The 20,395-nt window shown below is 71.1% G+C and carries 16 protein-coding genes and 1 pseudogene; 8 read left to right on the plus strand and 9 right to left on the minus strand.

Going from position 1 to position 20,395, the window contains the following annotated elements; all coding sequences use genetic code 11:
* Window positions 1–2 precede the first annotated feature (2 nt).
* Window positions 3–767, minus strand: coding sequence for a hypothetical protein (locus WHN02_RS07130; RefSeq protein WP_434742610.1), 765 nt, complete (start codon window positions 765–767; stop codon window positions 3–5).
* 233 nt (window positions 768–1,000) lie between these two features.
* On the opposite strand from WHN02_RS07130, the gene WHN02_RS07135 reads away from it, so the two are divergent.
* The 3 genes from WHN02_RS07135 (at window position 1,001) to WHN02_RS07145 (ending at window position 5,184) form a co-directional block, all read left to right on the plus strand.
* Window positions 1,001–1,600 (plus strand): dihydrofolate reductase family protein, encoded by a 600-nt coding sequence (locus tag WHN02_RS07135; protein WP_434742611.1) that lies wholly within the window; start codon window positions 1,001–1,003, stop codon window positions 1,598–1,600.
* Window positions 1,601–1,703: 103 nt separating this feature from the next.
* Window positions 1,704–2,162, plus strand: a complete 459-nt coding sequence (locus tag WHN02_RS07140) for a hypothetical protein (RefSeq protein WP_434743854.1) — start codon at window positions 1,704–1,706, stop codon at window positions 2,160–2,162.
* 2,269 nt (window positions 2,163–4,431) lie between these two features.
* Complete coding sequence (locus WHN02_RS07145; RefSeq protein WP_434742612.1) at window positions 4,432–5,184, plus strand: TIGR03089 family protein; 753 nt, start codon at window positions 4,432–4,434, stop codon at window positions 5,182–5,184.
* A gap of 27 nt (window positions 5,185–5,211) precedes the next feature.
* Here WHN02_RS07145 and WHN02_RS07150 read toward each other — a convergent pair whose 3' ends face one another.
* Both WHN02_RS07150 and WHN02_RS07155 read right to left on the minus strand, forming a co-directional pair.
* Window positions 5,212–6,774 carry a hypothetical protein gene (locus tag WHN02_RS07150; protein ID WP_434742613.1) on the minus strand — a complete coding sequence of 521 codons (1,563 nt, stop codon included), beginning with the start codon at window positions 6,772–6,774 and terminating at the stop codon, window positions 5,212–5,214.
* A 216-nt stretch (window positions 6,775–6,990) separates the two neighbouring features.
* Window positions 6,991–8,670 carry a DNA repair helicase XPB gene (locus WHN02_RS07155; protein WP_434742614.1) on the minus strand — a complete coding sequence of 560 codons (1,680 nt, stop codon included), beginning with the start codon at window positions 8,668–8,670 and terminating at the stop codon, window positions 6,991–6,993.
* 441 nt (window positions 8,671–9,111) lie between these two features.
* Between WHN02_RS07155 and WHN02_RS07160 the strand changes: the two genes are divergently transcribed.
* Entirely contained in the window at window positions 9,112–9,315 is a 204-nt protein-coding gene (locus tag WHN02_RS07160; protein ID WP_434742615.1) for a hypothetical protein, read from the plus strand.
* 19 nt (window positions 9,316–9,334) lie between these two features.
* On the opposite strand, the gene WHN02_RS07165 is transcribed toward WHN02_RS07160, so the two are convergent.
* Window positions 9,335–11,806: a helicase-associated domain-containing protein gene (locus tag WHN02_RS07165; RefSeq protein ID WP_434742616.1), complete on the minus strand. Its 2,472-nt coding sequence runs from the start codon at window positions 11,804–11,806 to the stop codon at window positions 9,335–9,337.
* An 83-nt stretch (window positions 11,807–11,889) separates the two neighbouring features.
* Between WHN02_RS07165 and WHN02_RS07170 the strand changes: the two genes are divergently transcribed.
* Entirely contained in the window at window positions 11,890–12,513 is a 624-nt protein-coding gene (locus WHN02_RS07170; protein WP_434742617.1) for an HAD family hydrolase, read from the plus strand.
* Between the two features lie 29 nt (window positions 12,514–12,542).
* Window positions 12,543–12,929: a cold-shock protein gene (locus WHN02_RS07175; protein ID WP_350897530.1), complete on the plus strand. Its 387-nt coding sequence runs from the start codon at window positions 12,543–12,545 to the stop codon at window positions 12,927–12,929.
* Here WHN02_RS07175 and WHN02_RS07180 read toward each other — a convergent pair.
* From WHN02_RS07180 to WHN02_RS07195, 4 genes and pseudogenes are all read right to left on the minus strand, one after another.
* Entirely contained in the window at window positions 12,890–13,729 is an 840-nt protein-coding gene (locus tag WHN02_RS07180) for a 1,4-dihydroxy-6-naphthoate synthase (protein WP_434742618.1), read from the minus strand. The two genes, WHN02_RS07175 and WHN02_RS07180, sit on opposite strands and share 40 nt — an antisense overlap.
* Before the next feature lie 295 nt (window positions 13,730–14,024).
* Window positions 14,025–14,837 (minus strand): SAM-dependent methyltransferase, encoded by an 813-nt coding sequence (locus WHN02_RS07185; RefSeq protein ID WP_434742619.1) that lies wholly within the window; start codon window positions 14,835–14,837, stop codon window positions 14,025–14,027.
* A 351-nt stretch (window positions 14,838–15,188) separates the two neighbouring features.
* A pseudogene (locus tag WHN02_RS07190) lies at window positions 15,189–15,836 on the minus strand (futalosine hydrolase); the annotation flags it as partial.
* Window positions 15,833–17,551, minus strand: coding sequence for an MFS transporter (locus WHN02_RS07195; protein ID WP_434742620.1), 1,719 nt, complete (start codon window positions 17,549–17,551; stop codon window positions 15,833–15,835). The gene WHN02_RS07195 and the pseudogene WHN02_RS07190, both read right to left, overlap by 4 nt.
* 98 nt (window positions 17,552–17,649) lie before the next feature.
* On the opposite strand from WHN02_RS07195, the gene WHN02_RS07200 reads away from it, so the two are divergent.
* Entirely contained in the window at window positions 17,650–18,489 is an 840-nt protein-coding gene (locus tag WHN02_RS07200) for a DUF3027 domain-containing protein (protein ID WP_434742621.1), read from the plus strand.
* A 16-nt stretch (window positions 18,490–18,505) separates the two neighbouring features.
* Here the strand turns inward: WHN02_RS07200 and WHN02_RS07205 are convergent, their stop codons facing one another.
* Window positions 18,506–18,760, minus strand: a complete 255-nt coding sequence (locus tag WHN02_RS07205) for a DUF2530 domain-containing protein (protein WP_434742622.1) — start codon at window positions 18,758–18,760, stop codon at window positions 18,506–18,508.
* A gap of 115 nt (window positions 18,761–18,875) precedes the next feature.
* Here WHN02_RS07205 and WHN02_RS07210 point away from each other — a divergent pair, with 115 nt between their 5' ends.
* Window positions 18,876–20,354 carry an NCS2 family permease gene (locus tag WHN02_RS07210; RefSeq protein WP_434742623.1) on the plus strand — a complete coding sequence of 493 codons (1,479 nt, stop codon included), beginning with the start codon at window positions 18,876–18,878 and terminating at the stop codon, window positions 20,352–20,354.
* Window positions 20,355–20,395 lie beyond the last annotated feature (41 nt).

Raw genomic sequence — 20,395 nt, forward strand, 5'->3', positions numbered from 1 at the left:
GGTCAGCGGGCGCGACCGCCACCCCCGTACTGCGAAGGTCGCACGATCCGTGGCCGGTTCATCTCGGCGAAGTCTTCCTTGGTCAACTTCTTCGGCGCAGTGTCCCAGCCGGACGCGAAGAAGAGGCCGTTTCCGGGGCTGCCCGTCGAGAGGTACGCGGGCATGGTGCTGGGACCCGAAGTCGGGAACTGCGGCACCTGTGCCTGTGCCGCAGCGGTGGTCAGGGCGGGATCGAATTCGCCTAGCGTGGCCATGCCCTGCCAGGTCGGAAGATTCGAATTCATCTCGGCGAACTCGCTGCTGACGCGGGTGTTCGTGGCCTCGTGGAGTTTGTCGTATTCCTTCTGGTTCGCCACGATCTCCTTCTCGCTGGCGTAGACGCCGTTCAACTTGGCTGCCTGGATCACATCGAACTCCTGCCGGTCACCCTTGAGGACCTGGTGTCCCTTCAGCAGGAAACTCACCGTCCCACCCATTCTCGGCTCGTAGAAGCGGATATGGTTCTCGTTCTTCTGAAGGCGCTGCTTGCGGTCCACCCCCGAGTACACGTGAGTGGCCCCAGCAGCCTTCGCTTCCTCGGTCCTCTTCTGCACCGCCTCCTGTTTGAGGATGGCGGTGGTCAGGAGCGCCATCTGGTTGACGTCATCTCTCGACTGATCGACGAGGCGCTGCTGCACCTCCGGTGGGAGCTGCTTGAACTGCTCTTGGTTCTCGGGGGTGAGGTAGGTGGTCAGTGGCTCTTCGCCGTTGCGTTTCGGGGAGGGCATGGGGGTGCTCCGTCCAGTCGGTGGACGCGCCGGGAGACCGGGCGGGTGCTGATCGCCGGTGTCGCGGGCGCCTCAGGGGTCGAATGACTCCACAACGGATGGCGGGGAAGGGCGGTTCAACACCGTCGTCGCGGTGTTCCTGCTCGACACGCGGGTCACGGGTCGGACAGGGTAGAACGATCAAGGGAGGGTCCCGGCAGGGGTGACCCTCACGGGCGACGAGGAGAAGCGCGATGTGGAGTGGGGTCTACGCCGAGGCGAGCATGTCGTTGGACGGCTACATCGCCGATCCCGACCAGGGCGGCTTCGACCAGCTGTTCCAGTGGTACGGAAACGGTGACGTCCACACCCCCACCGCCAAGCCGGACCTGCCGTTCTGGACGTCACCGGCGAGCGCCGACCACCTGCGGCGGCGGACCATGGGGGAGACCGGGGCGCTGGTGGTGGGCCGCCGGCTGTTCGAGTTGACTGCCGGCTGGGACGGGCAGCACCCGCTGGACAAGCCGGTCGTGGTGGTGACCCACCAGGTGCCGTACGGCTGGCCCCGGGACGACGCGCCGTTCACCTTCGTCACCGACGGGATCGCCAGCGCCATCGACCACGCCCGGGAACTGGCCGGGGGACGCTGGGTCGGGGTGAACGGGGGGACCATCACCCGACAGTGCCTGGAGGCCGGTCTACTCGACGAGATCCGGGTCAACCTGGTGCCGGTCCTGCTCGGCGACGGGGTGCCGTTCTTCGGACGCCTCGGGGTCGGGCCGGTGGAGCTGGACAACCCGACGGTCGTGGAGGGCGACCGGGTCACCCACCTCTACTACCGGGTACGCCGGTGACCCTCTACTACCGGGTACGCAGGTGACTTGACCCTCGACCTGGTCGAGGGGCCACAGTGACGGCGTGAACGAGGAGACCCGGGACGGGGCAGCGGACGAGACGATGGTGGCCATCGGGCAGGCGGTCGGGCTCGGCCGCACCGGGCAGGTGGCGGCGGCGCGGGACGCCCTCGGCGCGCTCTGGAACCGGGTCGGCCCGGACGGCGACCCGCTGCACCGGTGCGCCGTCGCGCACTACCTGGCCGACCTGCAGGACACCGTCGAGTCGGAGTTGGAGTGGGACCGGCGAGCCCTGGCCGCGGTCACCGGGCTCACCGACGAACGGGTCCGGCGGTTCCACACCTCGCTGCGGGTACGGGCCTTCCTGCCCTCGCTGCACCTGAACCTCGCCGACGCCCACCGCCGCCTCGGGGACCTCGAAGCGGCCCGCAGTCACAACGACCGGGCGCGGGCCCTGGTCGACGCCCTTCCCGACGACGAGTACGGAGCGACGATCCGGTTCGGCATCGAACGGGTCGGCGAGGCGCTCGAAGCCCGTACCCGGGAACCGCTCGTCAACTGAGCGGCGTAGGCCACGGAGACGCCCGCCGTCGGTGCATCAGTCGGCGTCGGGGCGGCGGGTGGCGGCGGGCTCGGCTTTGCGGCGGGCAACAGTGGCGGCAAAGCCGGCGGTGCGGCGGGGGTGGCGGTCGGGCTCGGCGAGGGGCGGCGCTGCGGGGTGCTGCTCGACGGCCGACGGGACGACGGCAGGGGCTGGAACCGGGTGTCCTCCCACTTGCGGGCCTCACCCACGCTCTTGGCCGCCAGGCCGATCTCCTGGAGACCGAGCCCCACGTACCGGGCGGCCGGGCTGGTCGCGGCGACGCTGTACGCGATGGTGGCGGCACCGGTGAAGCTGAGCAGGCCGCCGGCCAACTTCGGCACGTTCACCCTGCCGTCCCGGAGGCCGCGTACCACCTCGCTGGCGAACTCCCCGGCCGCCGTGCCCCCGGCGAGCAGGGCCGCCGCCACCGCCCGGGGATTCGGCGGTGCGACGCCGGTCCCCCCGGCCGCCCGACTCTGCTGCTCCAGGTCACGCTGGATGTCGAGCGCCAACGCCTGCAGAATCGGGGCGGGAAAATTGAGGGCCGCACCCGCCATCTTCGCGATGTCGCCGTTGGGAAGGAGCCCGACCCCGCCGTCCTCCCACCGGTAGCCCTCGCCGAGGCTCTTGAAGCCCAGCCCGACGCTCTGCACACCCATTCCGACGTACCGGGCCAGGTCCACCCGGCGGGCCATCCCGCCCACGTTGACCAGCAGGCCACCGGCGGTCATGACGCCGCCGATCAGCTTGGGAAGATTGAGCTTGCCATTCTGGAGGTAGCGGACGACCTCGCTCGCGGCGTCACCGACCGCCGTCGCCATGGAGACTCCGACGCCGGCGGTCGCGAGCTGCGCACCCTGCCCGGCGACGTCAGCGATGCCCACGGCGGGCACGGCCAGCGCCACCGTCGCTCCGGTCGCCTTCGCCAGGTCCCCATCGAGGTACGGGTTCCGGCGTGGCCCGGCCACACCGCCATCCTCGGCCCACCGGTGGGTGTTCAGCCGGGTCTCCGCCCCGACCTCCGCCTCGACGTCCGACTCCACCCCCCACCTCGGCTCCGACTTCGGCTCCAGTCCCGACCTCGGCTCAGGCTCGGGCTCCGCCCAGCTCCCCGGCATCAGGGTGCGCCGCTTCCCCGGCTCGGCACGTCGATGACCATTGCCGTCGGCCTCGAAAGGTCGCGCCGAGGCGGGCTGCCCGGACGGTACGTACGTCTGCCGCTGCACTCTGCGTCTCCCTCTCCGCTCACGCGCTGCTGCGTCGGTGCGTTCGGCCCGCCGGCCTCGTTGGCCCTGGTCCGTTGGTCCGTTGGTCCGTTGGCCTCCTGGCCTCACTGGTCCGCTGCGAGGGAAGGCTAGATTTCCGAAGCGGACATTTCCCTACCTCAAGGTGAACAGAGCTGCCCGGGAAGGTTGCTCTTCGACGCGGGCCGCCTCGCCTCCCTTCGCCGCCCTCCCGGGCTGCTCTTCGCCGAGTCACGCCTACCCCCGGTGGCTCTTCGCCGAGTCGCCCTTCCCCGGGCCCCCCGGGCTGTCCCGCGCGGGGTCGCACTTCCCCGAGGTCGCACTTCCCCGGGCTGTCCCTCGGGCTGCCTTCCGGCGGGCCGCACTGGGCTTGGGGGCATGGTGTTTCTCCGCAGGGAGTAGTGCCTCCCGTGCGCTGTGGAGCTGCCCCCACGGACGGGGCACCGGGTGTCGACACCGGTGAGCCCTCGCTCACGGTCCGGCTGGGCGTCGGCGAGGAAGAGCTGCCCTGACGGAGAAGCAGCCTTCGCAGCAGAGCTGCCCTTGAGGAAGAGCTGCCCTCGCGGGAGAGCAGCCCTCGCGGAAAGCAGCCCTCGCGGAAGACCTCCCCTCGCGGTATTCGTGGACGGTCCTATCGGCGGGGCAGCTCGAAAGGGCTTGCTGTCGGTGTCTGGTGGGGGTTGTTTGCGCAGGTTGTTGCCGAGATGCGGTTGGGGGACTCATAGGTGGGGCAGCTCGGTAGGGCTGCTGTCGCTACTGGGTGGGACTGCCTCCGCAGGTTGTTGTCATGGTGTCGATGGGCGGTCTCGTAGGTGGGGCAGCTCGACAGCGGGCGCTGGCGCTACTCGGTGGGGGCTGTTGCGAAAGGCGGGGCGCGGCGGGGTGAGGCGGCGCGTCGGCATGTGGCGGGGTGGGACGATGGCCGGGAGATGGGTGGGGGCGTGCGTAGGATGAAGTGCTGTCGGTGAATGTGCGGCCGGGGGCTGCGGGAAGGGATGTGCCGGATGGACGTTGCGCTTCCTGTGGCCGTACCGGCCTCCACGGCAGGGGTCGACCGGCCGCTGTTGACCTACCTTGACGGGCTCAGCGGGGAGCGGGTGGAGCTGAGCGCCGTCGAGCTGGGGCGGGGCGCGGCACTGACGGCGGGGTTGTTGCGCGACGAGTGTCTACTGTCGCCGGGCAGTCGGGTCGCGGTGCTTCTTCCGCCGCACTGGCGTACCGCGATGATTCTGCTCGGGGCCTGGTCGGTGGGGATGGCGGTGTCGTTCCGGCCGCGCGCCACCGCCGGGCTGCCGGTGCTGGAGCCGGGGGCCGACCGGCCGTACGACGGGGTGTTCGTCACCCCGCAGCGGCTGGACGACTGGCTGGAGGACGTCCCCGACGGTGTGCACCGGTACCTGGTCGGCACCGGCCCCGAACCCCTTGTCGACGTGCCGGTCGGCTGGCTGGACTGGTCGGCCGAGGTGCACCGGCGCACCGACGCCCCTCCGGAGCACCACCTGATCCACCCGGCCGATGCCGCCACTGCCGACGGCACCAGCTACGGCGAGTTGGGGCGGGTGGCGCAGATCCTCGCCGAACAGCTCGACCTGCGGGCCGGTGACCGCCTCCTGGTCGACGCGGCCGAGCACGAGCAGCCGCTACGGTGGCTGCTCGCGCCGCTGTTCGCCGGGGCCTCGGTGGTGCTCTGCGCCGACCTCGACCCGACCCGCCGCGACGAGATCGTCACCGCCGAACAGATCACCCGGGTCCTCTGACCGGCTACGCCATGATGGCGACCCCGGTCACCGTTGGTGACCCGCTCCGGGCTGTCCCTGGTTCTGGTGCGATCCACCCGCCGGGGGGCGATAGGGCTGGTACTGGGTCTGGTTCGGTCGACCCGTCTGCGGCGGATACTGCTGGTGCTGTGTCACCTGCCCCGAGCCCTGTCGTCCGTGCCAACTCGTCGGCACCTGCTGCCACGGTTGCGTCGGCTGGGGCTCTGTCGTGACCTGCTCGGTGTGGTGGAAGCTGTTCAGGGCCTGAGCCTGCCGGTGAAGTTCACCGCCACTGAGCCGGCTGTTGCGCAGGTCCTGCTCGATGGCGGTGGCCATCTGGCCGCGTTTGGAAGGTCCGAGGTTGTTGGCCTGGGCGAGTTCCCAGTTGAGCTTGTCGCTGAGGTCGGGGCTCATGTTCGAGCGCTCGCCGTAGAAGGTCGAGGTCAGCTCCGACCACTTCGTTCTGATCTCCTCGTCGCGTTCGCGATTCGGCTGGCTCTGCGGGAGGGCGCTCCCGAGGTCGGCCATCGAGGGAAGGGTGGTCGACCTGGCCGGTGCCCTCACGGACCCCTCGTGAAGGTCGGCCGGCAGCGTCGATCGGCGGAGGGGTTGATCCTGGGAACCCCAGGTCCGTGGTGCCGCCTGCTGGTCGTGGGTCGCCCTGTTCGGGTGCGGCTGCGGATTCTGGAACTCGGACCTGATCGATTCGAACGTCTGGGTGGCCGATTCTGCCGCCTTGTAGAGATTCGACCCTCGGAAGTTCGGAACGTCGGAGTCCTGCCTCTCCAGGACTGCGATCACGCCGGCAGCGACATGGCGATTCTGGTTGATGTCGTTGAATGTCGGTCTCTGGGACCAGTTCCCCTTGTCTTTGAGCAGTTCGAGCACCTCGTTGAGGGCCTGGTTCGAGTGGGGGGAAACCTGTTCGTGGGCCATGTTCCAGACGTTGACAAGCGATTCGTAGGCGAGTGTGCGCGTGGCGTCGGGTAGCGGGGGTGGCGAGGGCTGTCTCGCCGGGGGCGGTGACTGCAGGGCGGCGGCGCTGCTGGTAGCGCTGCTGACGTGCCCCGGCTGCGGGACCGGTCGCCGGGGAATGCGCCATGTGGGTGCGGTCGAGCTCGGCACGGCGGCGTGGGCGTATTTTTTTTGGAGTTCCGTGGCCGACCGGTATGCTGCTGTTTCCCTGGCGTCCATCTCGATCAGGGGGCGTCTGACCTTCTTGGCCAGGGCCAGAGTTGCCGATTGAATGTTTTCCAGACGGTGCGGATCCGCCGTCAGCTGCGACCGTGTCTCGTCGAGGACGACCGCGATCCTCTTCCAATTGTCGGCGGTGAGTTGGGTTTTCAGATCCCGAAGTTCGCCGGCCAGGCTGTTGAAGTCCGCAGTGCTTTCCTGCTCGGCGGTCCGGTAGACGGGCTCGGACAGTCCACTTGAGGTGGGTTCGTCGCGGCGATCGAAGGGTTCCGGCTGTGCGGCGAGCGTCGGTGATCCGAGCGGCGTCGGCTGCCAGTCCTCCGGGAGTCGGCTCTCGGTGAGGGTGGGTGACCCGGCTTCCGAAGGCTCCCAGTCGGGTCCGAATCTGTCGGACATGTCATCTCCTCTGCGGCCGATGGGGATTGGGCGGCCAGTCCGTCACTGTCCGTCAGGTGGCAGGTCGAAAGGGCGTGGGTGGTCACCGTCGTCCCCTGTCACTACGCAGGACCTCGACGCCGGGTTCGACGGGGGACGGTACTTTGTCGCCGATCACACCGCCGCGAGCAGGGCAAACGGGTGCCGGAAGTGGGCAGACCGGTGCCGGTACGTGGGTCAGTCGACGGAGGGGAGCGGCGGGCCGAGGACGTCGTCGGCGTCGACGATCGTGTATGCGTACCCCTGCTCGGCGAGGAACCGCTGCCGGTGCGCGGCGTACTCGGTGTCGATGGTGTCCCGGGAGACCACCGTGTAGAAGTGGGCCTGACGGCGGTCGGCCTTCGGGCGCAGGACCCGGCCGAGGCGCTGGGCCTCCTCCTGCCGGGACCCGAAGGTCCCCGACACCTGGATCGCCACCCCCGCCTCCGGGAGGTCGATCGAGAAGTTGCCGACCTTCGAGATGACCAGGGTACGGATCTCACCCGACCGGAACGCGTCGAAGAGCCGCTCCCGTTCCTTGTTCGTGGTGGAACCCTGCACGATCGGGGCGTCCAGGTACTCGCCGAGCTGGTGGAGCTGGTCGATGTACCCGCCGATCACCAGCACCTGGTCGTCGACGTGCCGCTGCACCAGGGCGCGGACCACCGGGAGCTTCGTCCGGGCCGTCGCCGCCATCCGGTATCGCTCCTCGGCCTCCGCCGTCGCGTACGCCATCCGCTCGGCGTCGGTGAGGGTGACCCGTACCTCGGTGCACTCGGCCGGGGCGATCCAGCCCTGCTGCTCGATGTCCTTCCACGGGGCGTCGTACCGCTTCGGGCCGATCAGGCTGAACACGTCCCCCTCCCGGCCGTCCTCCCGGACCAGGGTCGCGGTCAGACCCAGCCGCCGACGGGCCTGGAGGTCGGCGGTGAACCGGAAGATCGGGGCGGGCAGCAGGTGCACCTCGTCGTAGACGACCAGCCCCCAGTCCCGGGCACCGAACAGGTCCAGGTGGGTGAAGGCGCCCTTCCGCCGGGAGGTGAGGACCTGGTACGTGGCGATGGTGACCGGCCGGATCTCCTTGCGTTCACCGGAGTACTCGCCGATCTCGTCCTCGGTCAACGAGGTCCGGGCGATCAGCTCCCGCTTCCACTGCCGACCCGCGACGGTGTTGGTCACCAGGATCAGGGTGGTCGCCTTCGCCTCGGCCATCGCCGCCGCCCCCACCAGGGTCTTGCCCGCCCCGCAGGGCAGGACCACCACCCCGGAACCGCCGGCCCAGAAGGCCTCCACCGCCTCCCGCTGGTACGACCGCAGCGTCCACGGCTTCCCGCCGTCGGCACCCGACTCGGCCAGGTCGATCCGGTGCGCCTCCCCGTCGACGTACCCGGCCAGGTCCTCCGCCGGCCAACCCAGCTTGAGCAGCGCCTGCTTCAACCGGCCACGCTCGGAGGGATGCACCACGATGGTGTCGTCGTCGACCTTGTCCCCGAGCATTCCGGCGAGCTTCTTGCTCTTCGCGACCTCGATCAACACCAGCCGGTCCAGGCCCCGCAGGACCAGACCGTGCGCCGGATCGTTCGCCAACTGGAGTCGGCCGTACCTGTCCATCGTCTCCGCCACGTCCACCAGGAGCGCGTGCGGGACCGGATACCGGGAGTACGTGATCAGCGCGTTCACCACGCCCTCCGCGTCGTGCCCGGCGGCACGGGCGTTCCACAGACCCAGCGGGGTCAGCCGGTAGGTGTGCACGTGCTCGGGGGAACGCTCCAGCTCCGCGAACGGGGCGATGGCCATCCGACAGGCCTGCGCGTCAGGGTGGTCGATCTCCAACAGCAGGGTCTTGTCCGACTGCACGATCAGTGGTCCACTGCTCACGCCCCGTGTCCTCTCCTCGCCCCGATGTCGACCCCCGACGCCTCTGACCTGCGCCGGACCGACCCACCAGTGTGACACGTACGCCGGATTCCCCGAGAAAGACCGGCTGTCGAGGCAACCTGACCGGCCGCCACAGCGTCTACCAGGCGACCGCTGCTTCGGACGCCTCGACGCGTACCCGGCGGCGGAGGGTCGGGCCGGCGCGTGCGCGTTCGGTTTCGTCGCCCGGCCGGTCGGGGTCACCACCCCCGGCCGAACGGCGGCGCGACGGCATCGGGGGTGAACGCCACGCCCGGGCCCGCCCCCGGCCCGCAGGCGGCGATCCCCGGCCCGGACGAGACCGCGACGCCCACACCCGCAGCGAGTCCTGCACTGTCGAAACCCCGCTCCCGGTGACACTCTGGAAAGGGTCGGTACCGGACGAACGGGGAAGGCGGGCTGATGGCGGTCGACCACGACGAGGTGTCCACCACCACGATCGTCGCGTACGCGGTCGCGGCGACAGTCCTGTTCGGCTGGTTCCTGTTCGGCTGGCTCGTCCTCCGACAGGGGTTCGTCGCCTCCGTCGGCGAGGCGGCCGGCGCCGGATCCGCCCTGCTGGTCGCCGTGACCATCATCGGCAGCTACCGGCGCAACCGCCGCTGACCCGGGCCGCCGTACGCCCTCACGTGTCCAGGACGGCGGCGGTGATCCGGTGCAGGGCGAACGTGTGCAGCATCTCGGTGCGTTCGTCCTCCGCCCGCAGGTAACCGGCGCCGATCGACACCGGGCGCAGCAGCCGGGACGTGGTCGCCCCGTGCGGATCGACGTACCCCACCCAGACCAGCGCCTTGTCCCGCAACGCCTGTTGCAGGACGGCGATCGCGTCGGTGTGGGTGTGCACCGGCACCGGGCCGGTCCGGGGGGCGCCACCCCGTACCGTCGCTGGAGCCCGTCGGGCGGCCCGCGCGGCAGCCTCCCCCCGCCGGATCTGCTCCACCACCCCGAGCAGACGGGGCAGCGCCGGGCGGGGAGTGGTCAACGGATCCACCGCCCGGGAGGTCGGCGGCCGGTGCGGGGCCCGCCGACTCTTCGGCCTCGACAGGACGGTGGCCCCGCTGGCGTCCTCCGCCACCGGCGCGTACCCGGCGTCGCGCAGCGAACTCAACAACAGCCTGCTCTGGTACGTGGTGATCAGGACCGTCGGGGCGAGCCGGCGCAGCGCCAACGACTCCAACCGCCGGTCGGCGAGCACCTCCGCCAGCAACGCCTCGTCGTCGCTGCGCAGATACCCACCGGCCGACCCGGCCCGCAACCCCCCGTGCTTACGCGCCACGTCGTCGATCAGATAGGTCAACCCCTGCGGAACCGGGGTACGCGACCGGCGGGTGAACAGGTCGTGCAGGTCCTCGGCGGTGTACCCGTGATCCAGCGCCCGACGCACACTGGCCGGGGTGACCCGGTGCACGGCTGCCCCACCGGCCGACTCCGGTTCGGCCACCACGTCCAGCTCCCCGGAGAGCCCCGGATCGGCCGGCCCCGGCACCACCACCGTCAGGTCGGCCTGCACCAGGAAGTGGTCGACCGGGGCGGGGAGCAGCGCGTCGAGTGCCCGTACCGCTGTCGACGGGTCGGCGTCCCGGTTCTCGGCGAGCAACCCCAGCGGGTCGACCTGCGCCCGTTCGTCGGCGGTGACCTCGGCCAGGAGCAGCCGCCCGTACGAGGTCATCGCCCCCAGTCCCGTCACCCCCATCGCGGCCGCCTCGGTGAGCACCTGCCGGTGCGCGGCCTCCCGTCCCCGGCTGCGCCGGGGTGACCGCCACTCCAGCAGGGCCAGCACCTCGTCGACGGTCGGCGCGGTCGCCGGAACCAGATCGGCCAACACCCCGAGGACGGCCCGCCGGGCCGAGGGTGCCGCAGCCCGCTCCGCCTCGGCGGACAGCACCGTGATCGGCCGGTCCCGGTCGTCACGCTGACCGACCAACCCGACCTGTCGGGGCATGGCCAGCCAGGCCCGGGCCAGCTGTTCCCACCGTTGGGCCAGGGACCCGGCGCGCCACACCTCGTACCCGACGGTCGGCAGGACCTGCTGGTCACCCCCGTACCGGCCGTTGGCGGCGGGCAACTCCACCTCGCCGAGGAGCGCCGCCGCGTACGCCACCTCCACCAGCAGGGCGACAGTCGACTCGTCCAGCCCGACGGTCCGGGCCATCCGACGCAGGTCACGTACGCCGAGGCCCCCCGACCGCAGCACCGGCACCGGCTCGTCGGAGAACTGTTCCAGCAGCGCCTCGGTGTGCCGTACGACCTCCATGGTCTGCCCGGCCCCCGCCGAGTCGGCGGCCTTCGGCTCCCGGGGCGGGGACGCGACGGTCGGCGGGGCCGACCGCAGCGGGCCGAGCGGCCCGGAGTCCCGCCGCAGGAGCAGCCCCACCTCGCGGGGCAGCTCCACGGTCCCGGTGCCACCGTTTCGCCCACCGGCGACGAGCACCAGGAGTCGGTTGTCGAGCAGCCACCGTACCGGCGAACCGGTGGGGGCACCGCCGTTCGTCGGGTCCGGCGGGACGCTGTCCTCGGCACCCGTCGCCGGTGCCTGCAACGCCCCCGGGGGCACGCTGCCCACCGGCGGTCCGGCGGCCAGCCGGTCCAGGACCGCCCGAGCCGACGGGGGCGCGGACAGCAGCGTCCGGCGCAGCTTCGCCGGGTCCGCGCAGAGCGCCGCCGTCGTCGGGTCCAGCTCCGCCGCCGGTCGGCCCAGCCCCGCCGGGTACGGGCTGATCTCGTCCACCGACTCGGCGACGAGCAGGCTGCTCTCCGGGCCGTACAGCAGGAACAGCGCCCGCAGCCGCTGCACCGCCGAGCGGACCGAGGTGGGGGCGGGTGGCTGCGGACCGGCGGTGGCCATGGCCAGGATCGCCTGGGTGTCGGTGGTGCGCTCCTCGGGGTGCCGGGTCAGCCTGGCGGCGTCGAGGATGCCGATGGTGAACTGGTCCAGCCCGTCGAGGGCCCGGGTCACCGAGACCCGTGACAGGGCCCGGGTGGCGAGCGCGCCGACGTCGGCCGGGACCGGTACGACCAGGTCCGGCCGCAGCTGAAGGAGCGCGGCGAGGGCGTCGTCGGGCAGCGACCGTAGCTGGTCGGCGAGTGAGGTGCTCATCGTCGTTCCACGCTAGCCCGCCGGGACCCTCTCGCGCCCCTCGGACGTCCGGGTGAACCGGGACTGCGAGGTACCGTCGCCGCATGTCTGCACTGACGGTCGGCTTCGACCTCGACATGACCCTGGTCGACTCGCGTCCCGGCATCGCCGCGACGCACCGGGCGTTGACCGCCCGCACCGGCGTGTACGTCGACGCCGACGCGGCGGTCTCCCGGCTGGGGCCACCGCTCCGGGTCGAGATCGCCCGCTGGTTCCCGCCCGAGCAGGTCGACTCGGCGGTGGTGACCTTCCGGGAGCTGTACCCGGCGTACGCGATCACCCCGACGGCACCCCTGCCCGGGGCGGCGGAGGCGATCGCGGCGGTACGCGCCCGGGGTGGCCGGGTGCTGGTGGTCACCTCGAAGCTGGGGGCCCTGGCCCGCCTGCACCTGGACCACCTCGGGCTGACCGTCGACGAGGTGGCGGGGGACCTGTTCGCCGAGGAGAAGGCGACTGCGCTGCGGGCTCACGTCGCGACCCACTACGTCGGTGACCACGTCGCCGACATGGTGGCCGCGCACGCGGCCGGGGTGCCGGGAATCGCGGTGGCCACCGGTCCGTGTTCCCGGGAGGAACTGGCTGCGGCCGGGGCGGAAGTGGTGCTGGATGATCTCACCGAATTCCCGGGGGCGCTGGAAGGCTTGGTCCGGCTAGCCTTGACGGAGTAGTCGAATCGAGCGAAGCAGGGGAACCGAAGGTGCCGACGGGTCGAGTGAAGTGGTTTGACGCGGCCAAGGGATACGGGTTCGTCACCAGTGACGAGGGTGGCGACGTGTTCCTGCCCAAGGGCGCGCTACCGGCGGGTGTCACCGACCTCAAGGGCGGCCAGCGGGTCGACTTCAGTGTGGTGGACAGCCGCCGGGGTGCCCAGGCGATGGGGGTCAAGCTGCTGGAGGCACCGCCCTCGGTGGCCGAGCTGCGGCGCAGGCCGGCCGAGGAGCTGCACGGCCTGGTCGAAGACATGATCAAGGTGCTGGAGGCGAAGGTCCAGCCGGACCTGCGCCGGGGCCGGTTCCCCGACCGCAAGGCCTCGCAGAAGATCGCTCAGCTGGTCCACGCGGTCGCCCGCGAACTGGAGGTCTGAGGGGTCAGCCCGGCGTCGGCGGCCCGGTCCAGCAGCGCCGTCACGGCAGCGAGGCCGTCGACGCCCAGGTCTGCGGTGAACTCGTTGACGTAAAGCCCGATGTGCCGGTCCACCACGTCCGGCTCCATCTCCTGGGCGTGGTGGAGGACGTAGTCACGGCTGGCGTCAGGGTCGGCCCAGGCCTGCCGGACGGATTCCCGGATCCACCCGGCGGCGACCTCCGGGTCGACCGCGCCGCGCCGGGCCAGGATCGCGCCGAGCGGGATCGGCAACCCGGTGTCGGCCTCCCACCACTCGCCGAGGTCGACAAGGGCGGTCAACCCGTGCCGGGGGTACGTGAACCGGGCCTCGTGGATCACCAGACCGGCGTCGTACCGCCCGGCGGCGACGCCCGGCATGATCTCGTGGAACGGCACCACCTCGATCCGGGCCGGTGGCCGCTCCGCCGTCCAGAGCCGGAACAGCAGGTACGCCGTGGTCCGGTCCCCCGGCACGGCGACGGTGGCCCCACTGAGATCGGCCCCCGGCGTGCCCCCGCCCCCGGTCAGCACCAGTGGACCGCACCCGCGCCCCAGCGCCCCGCCGCACGGCAGCAGGTGGTAGTCGTCCAGCAACCAGGGCAGCGCCGCGTAGCTCACCTTGACCAGGTCGAACGCCCCGCGTTCGGCCGCCGTGTTGGTCACGTCGACGTCGGCGTAGGTCACCTCGACCGGCGGTGCCCCCGGCACCCGACCATGTACCAGCGCGTGGAAGACGAAGGTGTCGTTGGGGCAGGGCGAGATCGCCAGAGAGAGCGCCACACCCCCACGGTATCCCCGCCCCCACCACCCACGCCCTGCCCCCGTGCCCCCGCCCGCCTTCAGTTGGCCAGCAGCAGCATCCCCACCGACGCTGACCGGGCAGATCCTGCGTCAGCAGCCGCAGCACCTCCTCATAGCCCTGCCCGAAGCTCATCGACCAGCTCTGGCGAAGACGTACGAGTGAGCGCCCCGATCGCGATCCGATCCGACAGACGCTCACTTGACGACTTCACCTGACCAGCACGCGGCATACCCCTACAACGACCCCCAACGATCGAAGTAGCCGGTATTGCCCCTAGTCGAGTCGCCCGACACCGGCACGGAGCCATCCCGTAGGCGGATCCGTATTCTCGTCCGGGCGCCACTGGGCAGGTTGGACGAAGCCAGGATCGACCAGCTGCCAGCCCGCGAAGAGGCTGCGTATGCTGTCGGCATTGCGGAAGACGATCTGCGCACTCGCTTTTTCGTAGACCGCCACAGTGCGGGCGACCGCGTCGGGGTCCGGGCCGTCATCGGTGAGATGGGACAGCACGAGGTAGCTGCCCGGGGCCAGCGCGTCCCGAATCGTTTCAAGAATTCTTTCGGGACGATCCTTGTCGTCGACGAAATGCAGCACCGCAACGAGCAGCACAACGACTGGTTGGGACAGATCGATCAACCCGCCCCGCCGAAGATCACTAATGATCGATTCGGGCTGACGCACATCCCCTCGCATGACAGTTACGTCCGGGACGTCGGTCAGCAATTCACCGGCAACGCGCAACACAGTCGGGTCGTTGTCGACATAGGCCACGCGCGTGTCGTGCCCAGCGTTCTTTGCAATCTGGTGGACGCTGCCCTGGGTGGGGAGGCCGGGTCCTATGTCGACGAACTGCCGGAGGCCCGCACCTGCCAGCTCCCGCACTGCACGCTGCAGGAAGCGTCGGTTCTCCCAGACGAGGCTGGATGTTTCCGGAAGGAATTCCTTTATCTTCTCCGCGCGTTCGCGATCAACGGGCAGGTTGTTGTGGCCACCGAGGAAGTAGTCATACATCCTCGCTGGGTTGGCGACTGTCTCGTGCGCATCGCGATCGATATGTGCTGTACCATGAGGGGTTGGCTCAGCCATGCTCCCGCCTCCTTTCTGCGGTAACTGTCTCGCACAACGCCGCAGCCTGCAAGGGCTCAAGTCCGTGGCCGCACGTGGTAGCCGCCGACCGTGGCGTGCCCGAACGCCGACCGCTGCTTCGCAGGGCCGCATTTCCGCCGCAGCGACGAATCGACGTAGGTGGTGGAAGTGACGCAGAGGGCCGGGCGGTTCAGCGGGCGGTTGCCGATGACGGGCAGATGCGACTCTTGCTGGTCTGGGGCTTCAGGCGGGAGGGCCTTCGCCTGCTGGCGGTGAGACTGGAACGTCCAGGCCCGGATCGGCGTGCAGCAGGTTCGGATCGGGGGCCAGGAGGCCTCGATCGAGGTCCACAAGGGCTGCCGCCGCGTCAGTGAGGGCGGTGAACGCCTCGGCGAGCCGCCAGGCCGTCCGGTCCCGGGGGCCGACCGGGTTGGAGATGGTGCGCAGCTCGACGAAGGGCAGCCGGGCACCGGCGGCGGCGACCGCGACGGCGTACCCCTCCATGGCCTCGGCCACCGCGTCGGGGTGCCGGTGGGCCAGGGCGGCGGCCCCGGCGGCGGTGCCGGTGACGGTGCTGACAGTCAGCACCGAGCCGACGGCGGCGTGGGGGAGCCGGGATCGCAGGGTCGCCAGGAGAGTCGGGTCGGCGGGGATGACGGGGGGTGCGCCGAGAGCCTCGGCTGACATCCCCAACTCGTCGACGGGGATGAACCCGGCCGGGGAGTCGGCACCGAGGTCGGCGGCGACGCTGTACTCCGCGAGTACGGTGCCGCCCACCGGCACTCGGCCGGGGAAGCCACCGCCCACGCCGGCGCTGATCACCGCCCGGTAGGGGCGACCGGCGGCCTCAGCTCGGGCGAGCAGGCGGGCGGTGCCGGCGGCGGCGACAGCAGGGCCCACCCCCACCGGGGCGACTGTCACCCCGGCGGAATCCGGCAGACCGCGCCGGACCGCCTCCGCCTCGGCGGAGACCGCGGTCACCACGAGCAGCGCGGTCACGTCGACGGCCCCGGCGACTCGCGGCGATCGCCGTCCTCGGCACCGGCACCGGCAGTTCGGCTGACAGCCGAGGACGGTCGGTAGATGTGGTAGCCCGGCGGTGCCTGTCGGGCCTCCTCGGCCGGGGCGGTGCGGGCCCCGGCGGGCGCCGGTGAGGTCGGGGTCGGATCCTCCCGTTCCGGCTGGGGCTGGGGCTGCGGCTGCCGCTTCGGTCGGATCGAGGTGGTCCGGTCGCCCGGTGGAGGGCCGGTGACGGGCGCGGTGGCGGGATCGCCGTCCTTGGGCTTGGCGTCCGTGGGTTGGGCGTCCTCGGCGAGTTCGTCGTCGCCGAGGGGGCGACCGGCGAGGCGTTCGGCCCGGAGTCGCCGCGCGACCACCACCCCCCGGACGGCGGCGATGACCGCCACACCGGCGACGACGGCGACGCCGATCCGGCCGGAGAAGGGTACGAGCCCGAGTCCGCCTCCGGCGACGAAGGCGAGCATCAGGGCCGTCTCCGAGTGGGCGAAGGAGCTGGCCCGGAGCCGTTCCGGGATCCGCTCCTGGATCGACGCGTCGACGGCCAGCTTCGCGATCCCGCTCATCGCGGCGGCGACCAGGCAGAACAACGCGACCATGGCCAGCGAGAACTGGAGGGCGGTCAGGACGGCCAGCCCGGCCACGACGATGATGCCGCTGGTCTGGATCGCGACCGGCCGGTGGATCCGTAGTCGGGTGCCGACGGCGGTGGCCAGGAAGGTGCCGACGGCGAGCGCACCGCCGATCAACCCGAGTGCCAGCTCGGGGCCGAGACTCCGGCCGAGGAGGCTGGTGTCCAGGTCGCCCTTGCGCAGGGCGAAGGCCAGGAAGAGCAGCAGGAAGCCGTAGACGGCGCGGAGCGTCGCGGCACCGACCAGCGTGGCGATCACCAACCGCCCGGCGGGGCGACCCCGGCCCAGCGGCCGGTCCCCGTTGCGGCCCCACAGCGCCCGCAGCGGCCTCGGGACCCGCTCCGGCGGCTCGGAGTCGGCCTTCGGCGGCAACCGGAGCGCGACCACCATGCCGACCAGGAAGATGACCGAGGCGACCCGGAGTGGCCACTGCGGCCCGAACCAGAACGCGGCCAACCCGATCGGGGCCACCAGCGCTCCGGCGATGGTTCCGTACACGCTGGCCCGGGCACCGGCCTGGGACAGGCCGAGCCCCTCGGGTAACAGTCTGGGGACGGCGGCGGACCGGGCCACCCCGTACGCCCGGGACAGGGCCAGGACGCCGAACGCGGCCGGATAGAGGCCGAACCCGTGGAGGTGGTCGGAGATGAGCCAGGCCAGGAAGGCGCGGCCGAGCATGGTGACGGCCAGGGCGTACCGGCGGCCGTGCCGGAAGTGGTCGAGCAGCGGGCCGACCACCGGAGCCAGCATGGCGAACGGCACCATCGTCACCAGCAGGTAGAGCGCGACCTTGCTGCGGGCCTCGCCCAACGGGACGTTGAAGAAGATCGTCCCGGCCAGGCCGATCGCGATCAGGGTGTCCCCGGCGCAGGAGACGGCGTGCAGGTCGAACAGCCGGACCATGCCGGTCTCGTTGCCGGCGCCCTTGGTCCGGGCCTGACCGGCCTGGCGGGTCACCCAGCGTCCTCCGCTGACCGAGCCCCGCAGCAGCACGCGGGTGGCGCGGATGCCGGTGCCCACGGTGCGTCCGAGAACGGACCGCTGGGAGCGGGAGAACAACGGCATGTGGACATCCTCGCCCATCCGCCCCGTCGACCGCATCAGTGCGTGCAGAAGTCCCGCCACGGACCGAAGCGGGGAGTGCCTGGCGTCCCGAGACGAGCATGGGGAACAATGGGTGGGTGACCAGGCCCGCCGCCAGCCGCGCCCCCCGCCTCGACCAGGTCTGCGCCGCCGCCGTCGAGGTGGCGCGCGACAGCATCACCGAGGTGGATCCCGACGACGTCGGCGAGCACGTGAAGGCCGTCGCCGAGGGCGACCGACTCGTCACCCACTACTTCGAGTGCCGGCTCGCCGGCTACCGGGGCTGGCAGTGGGGTGTGACGGTCACCCGGGTTCCGCGCAGTCGGGCGGTGACGGTCTGCGAGACGGTCCTCCTGCCCGGTTCGGACGCGCTGCTCGCCCCCGGCTGGCTGCCCTGGCAGGAGCGGCTCAAGCCCGGTGACCTCGGTCCCGGTGACCTGCTCCCGACCGCGCCGGACGACTCCCGGCTCACTCCGGGGTACGTGATGTCCGACGACCCGGCCGTCGAGGAGGCCTCCTGGGAGCTGGGGCTCGGTCGCCCCCGGGTGCTCTCCCGGGAGGGGCGGGCCGACACGGCCCAGCGGTGGTACGACGGTGACCACGGGCCGCACGCCGCGATCTCGACGTCCGCCCCGCCCGCCGCCCGCTGTGGCAGCTGCGGGTTCTACCTCCCGCTGGCCGGTCAACTCCGGCAGGCCTTCGGGGCGTGCGGGAACTTCTACGCCCCCGACGACGGTCGGGTGGTCAGCGCCGACCACGGGTGCGGCGCGCACTCGGAGACCCTTGTCGAGACCGGGGAGACCCCTGTCGACGAGTTGCGGACCGTCTACGACGACAGTGCCGTCGAGGCGATGTCGGTCAGCCGGGCGCCGGGTTCGGTGGAGTCTGCCGAGCCGGCGGAGCCGTACGGGCACCCCTGACCGGAGTGGTCCCGAGCTAGGAGAGTCCGGCGGCGGCCCGGCGACGGCGTCGTTTCGCGTCGTGCCGCATCATCACGGCCAGACCGGGGATACCCCACAGAAAACCGGCCAGGCACGTCCAGAGCCAATCCTGGTGACCATGTTCGGTCAGCCAGTCGCGGAAGAGTAACAGCGCCAGGCCGGCCACCGCCCAGGCCGCCATTCCGGCCACGACGAAGGGGACCATCGGCGGGTCGAGCGGCTCGGGCCGCGGCTTCTGCTGCTGTCCCACGGCACCGAGGGTACGCGACGGGCCTTTCCCGCCCGCCGTCGATCTGCGACGATGCGCGCAGGATTCGATCTCCGCCGATGTGTTCGATCTTCCGACGACCACTGCGAGGGACCCGATGGCAGTAGCCCCACCCGAGAACGGCACCCCGCCCGAGCCCGCGCGTCCCCGGAGCGGGTTCGACAGGTACTTCGAGGTCTCCGCCCGTGGCTCGACGATGGGTCGGGAGGTCCGGGGTGGCCTGGCGACGTTCTTCACGATGGCCTACATCGTGGTGCTCAACCCGTTGATCCTGGGTGCGGCGGTGGACGGTGACGGGCAGCGGCTGGCGATCCCGGCGTTGGCGGCGGCGACCGCCCTGGTGGCGGGGTTGATGACGGTCCTGATGGGGGTGGTCGGCCGGTTCCCGCTGGCGGTGGCCGCCGGGCTCGGGGTGAACGCGCTCGTCGCGTACGAGATCGCCCCGGAGATGACCTGGGCGGACGCGATGGGCCTGGTGGTGATCGAGGGGTTGATCATCGGTGTGTTGGTGCTGACTGGGCTGCGTACGGCGGTCTTCCGGTCGGTTCCCACCCAGATGAAGACCGCCATCGGGGTGGGGATCGGGCTGTTCCTGACGATCATCGGTCTGGTGGACTCCGGGTTCGTCCGCCGGATCCCGGATGCCGCGAACACCACGGTCCCGGTCGGGCTGGGGATCGGCGGCAAGCTGGTGAGCTGGCCGATGCTGGTCTTCGTGGTGGGGCTGCTGTTGACCCTGGTGCTCGTGGTGCGCCGGGTCCGGGGCGCCATCCTGATCGGCATCCTCGTCTCGACGGTGTTGGCGATCGTCATGCAGGCACTGTTCAACATCGGTCCGTCAGTGGTCGACGGGGTGTCCAACCCGAAGGGTTGGTCGCTGAACGTGCCGGAGATCCCGAGGACGGTCGTGGCCGTGCCGGACCTGTCCCTGCTCGGCGACTTCAACGTCCTCGACTCGTGGAGCCGGGCCGGTTGGCTGGTCGCGTTGATGTTCGTTTTCACCCTGTTGATCACCGACTTCTTCGACACCATGGGCACGATGGTGGCGATCGGCCAGGAGGGGGACATGCTCGACGAGGAGGGGACCCCGCCCCGGGCCAAGGAGATCCTCCTCGTCGACTCGATCGGCGCGGTGGCCGGTGGCGCGGCGAGCGTGTCCAGCAACACCGCGTACGTGGAGAGCGCGGCCGGGGTCGCCGAGGGGGCGCGGACCGGGGTGGCGAACCTGGTCACCGGGGCGTTGTTCCTGCTGGCGATGTTCTTCGCCCCGCTGGTGGTGATCGTGCCGTTCGAGGCGGCGTCGACGGCGCTGGTGGTGGTCGGGTTCCTGATGATGACGGCGGTACGCACCATCGACTGGTCGGACTACGAGATCGCCATCCCGGCGTTCCTCACCATCGTGTTGATGCCGTTCACGTACTCGATCTCGAACGGGATCGGGGCGGGGCTGATCGTGTACGTGGTGGTGAAGCTCGCCAGGGGGAAGGCCCGTCAGGTGCACCCGCTGTTGTACGCGGTGGCCCTGCTCTTCGTCGGCTACTTCCTGCGGGGTCCGGTGGAGTCCCTGCTGCTCTGACCCCGGTACGGGAAAGGGCCGCCTGGCGGGTGCCCCCTCCG

Origin of the sequence: Micromonospora sp. SH-82 (genome assembly GCF_051132485.1) — a bacterium.
GTDB lineage: Bacteria > Actinomycetota > Actinomycetes > Mycobacteriales > Micromonosporaceae > Micromonospora.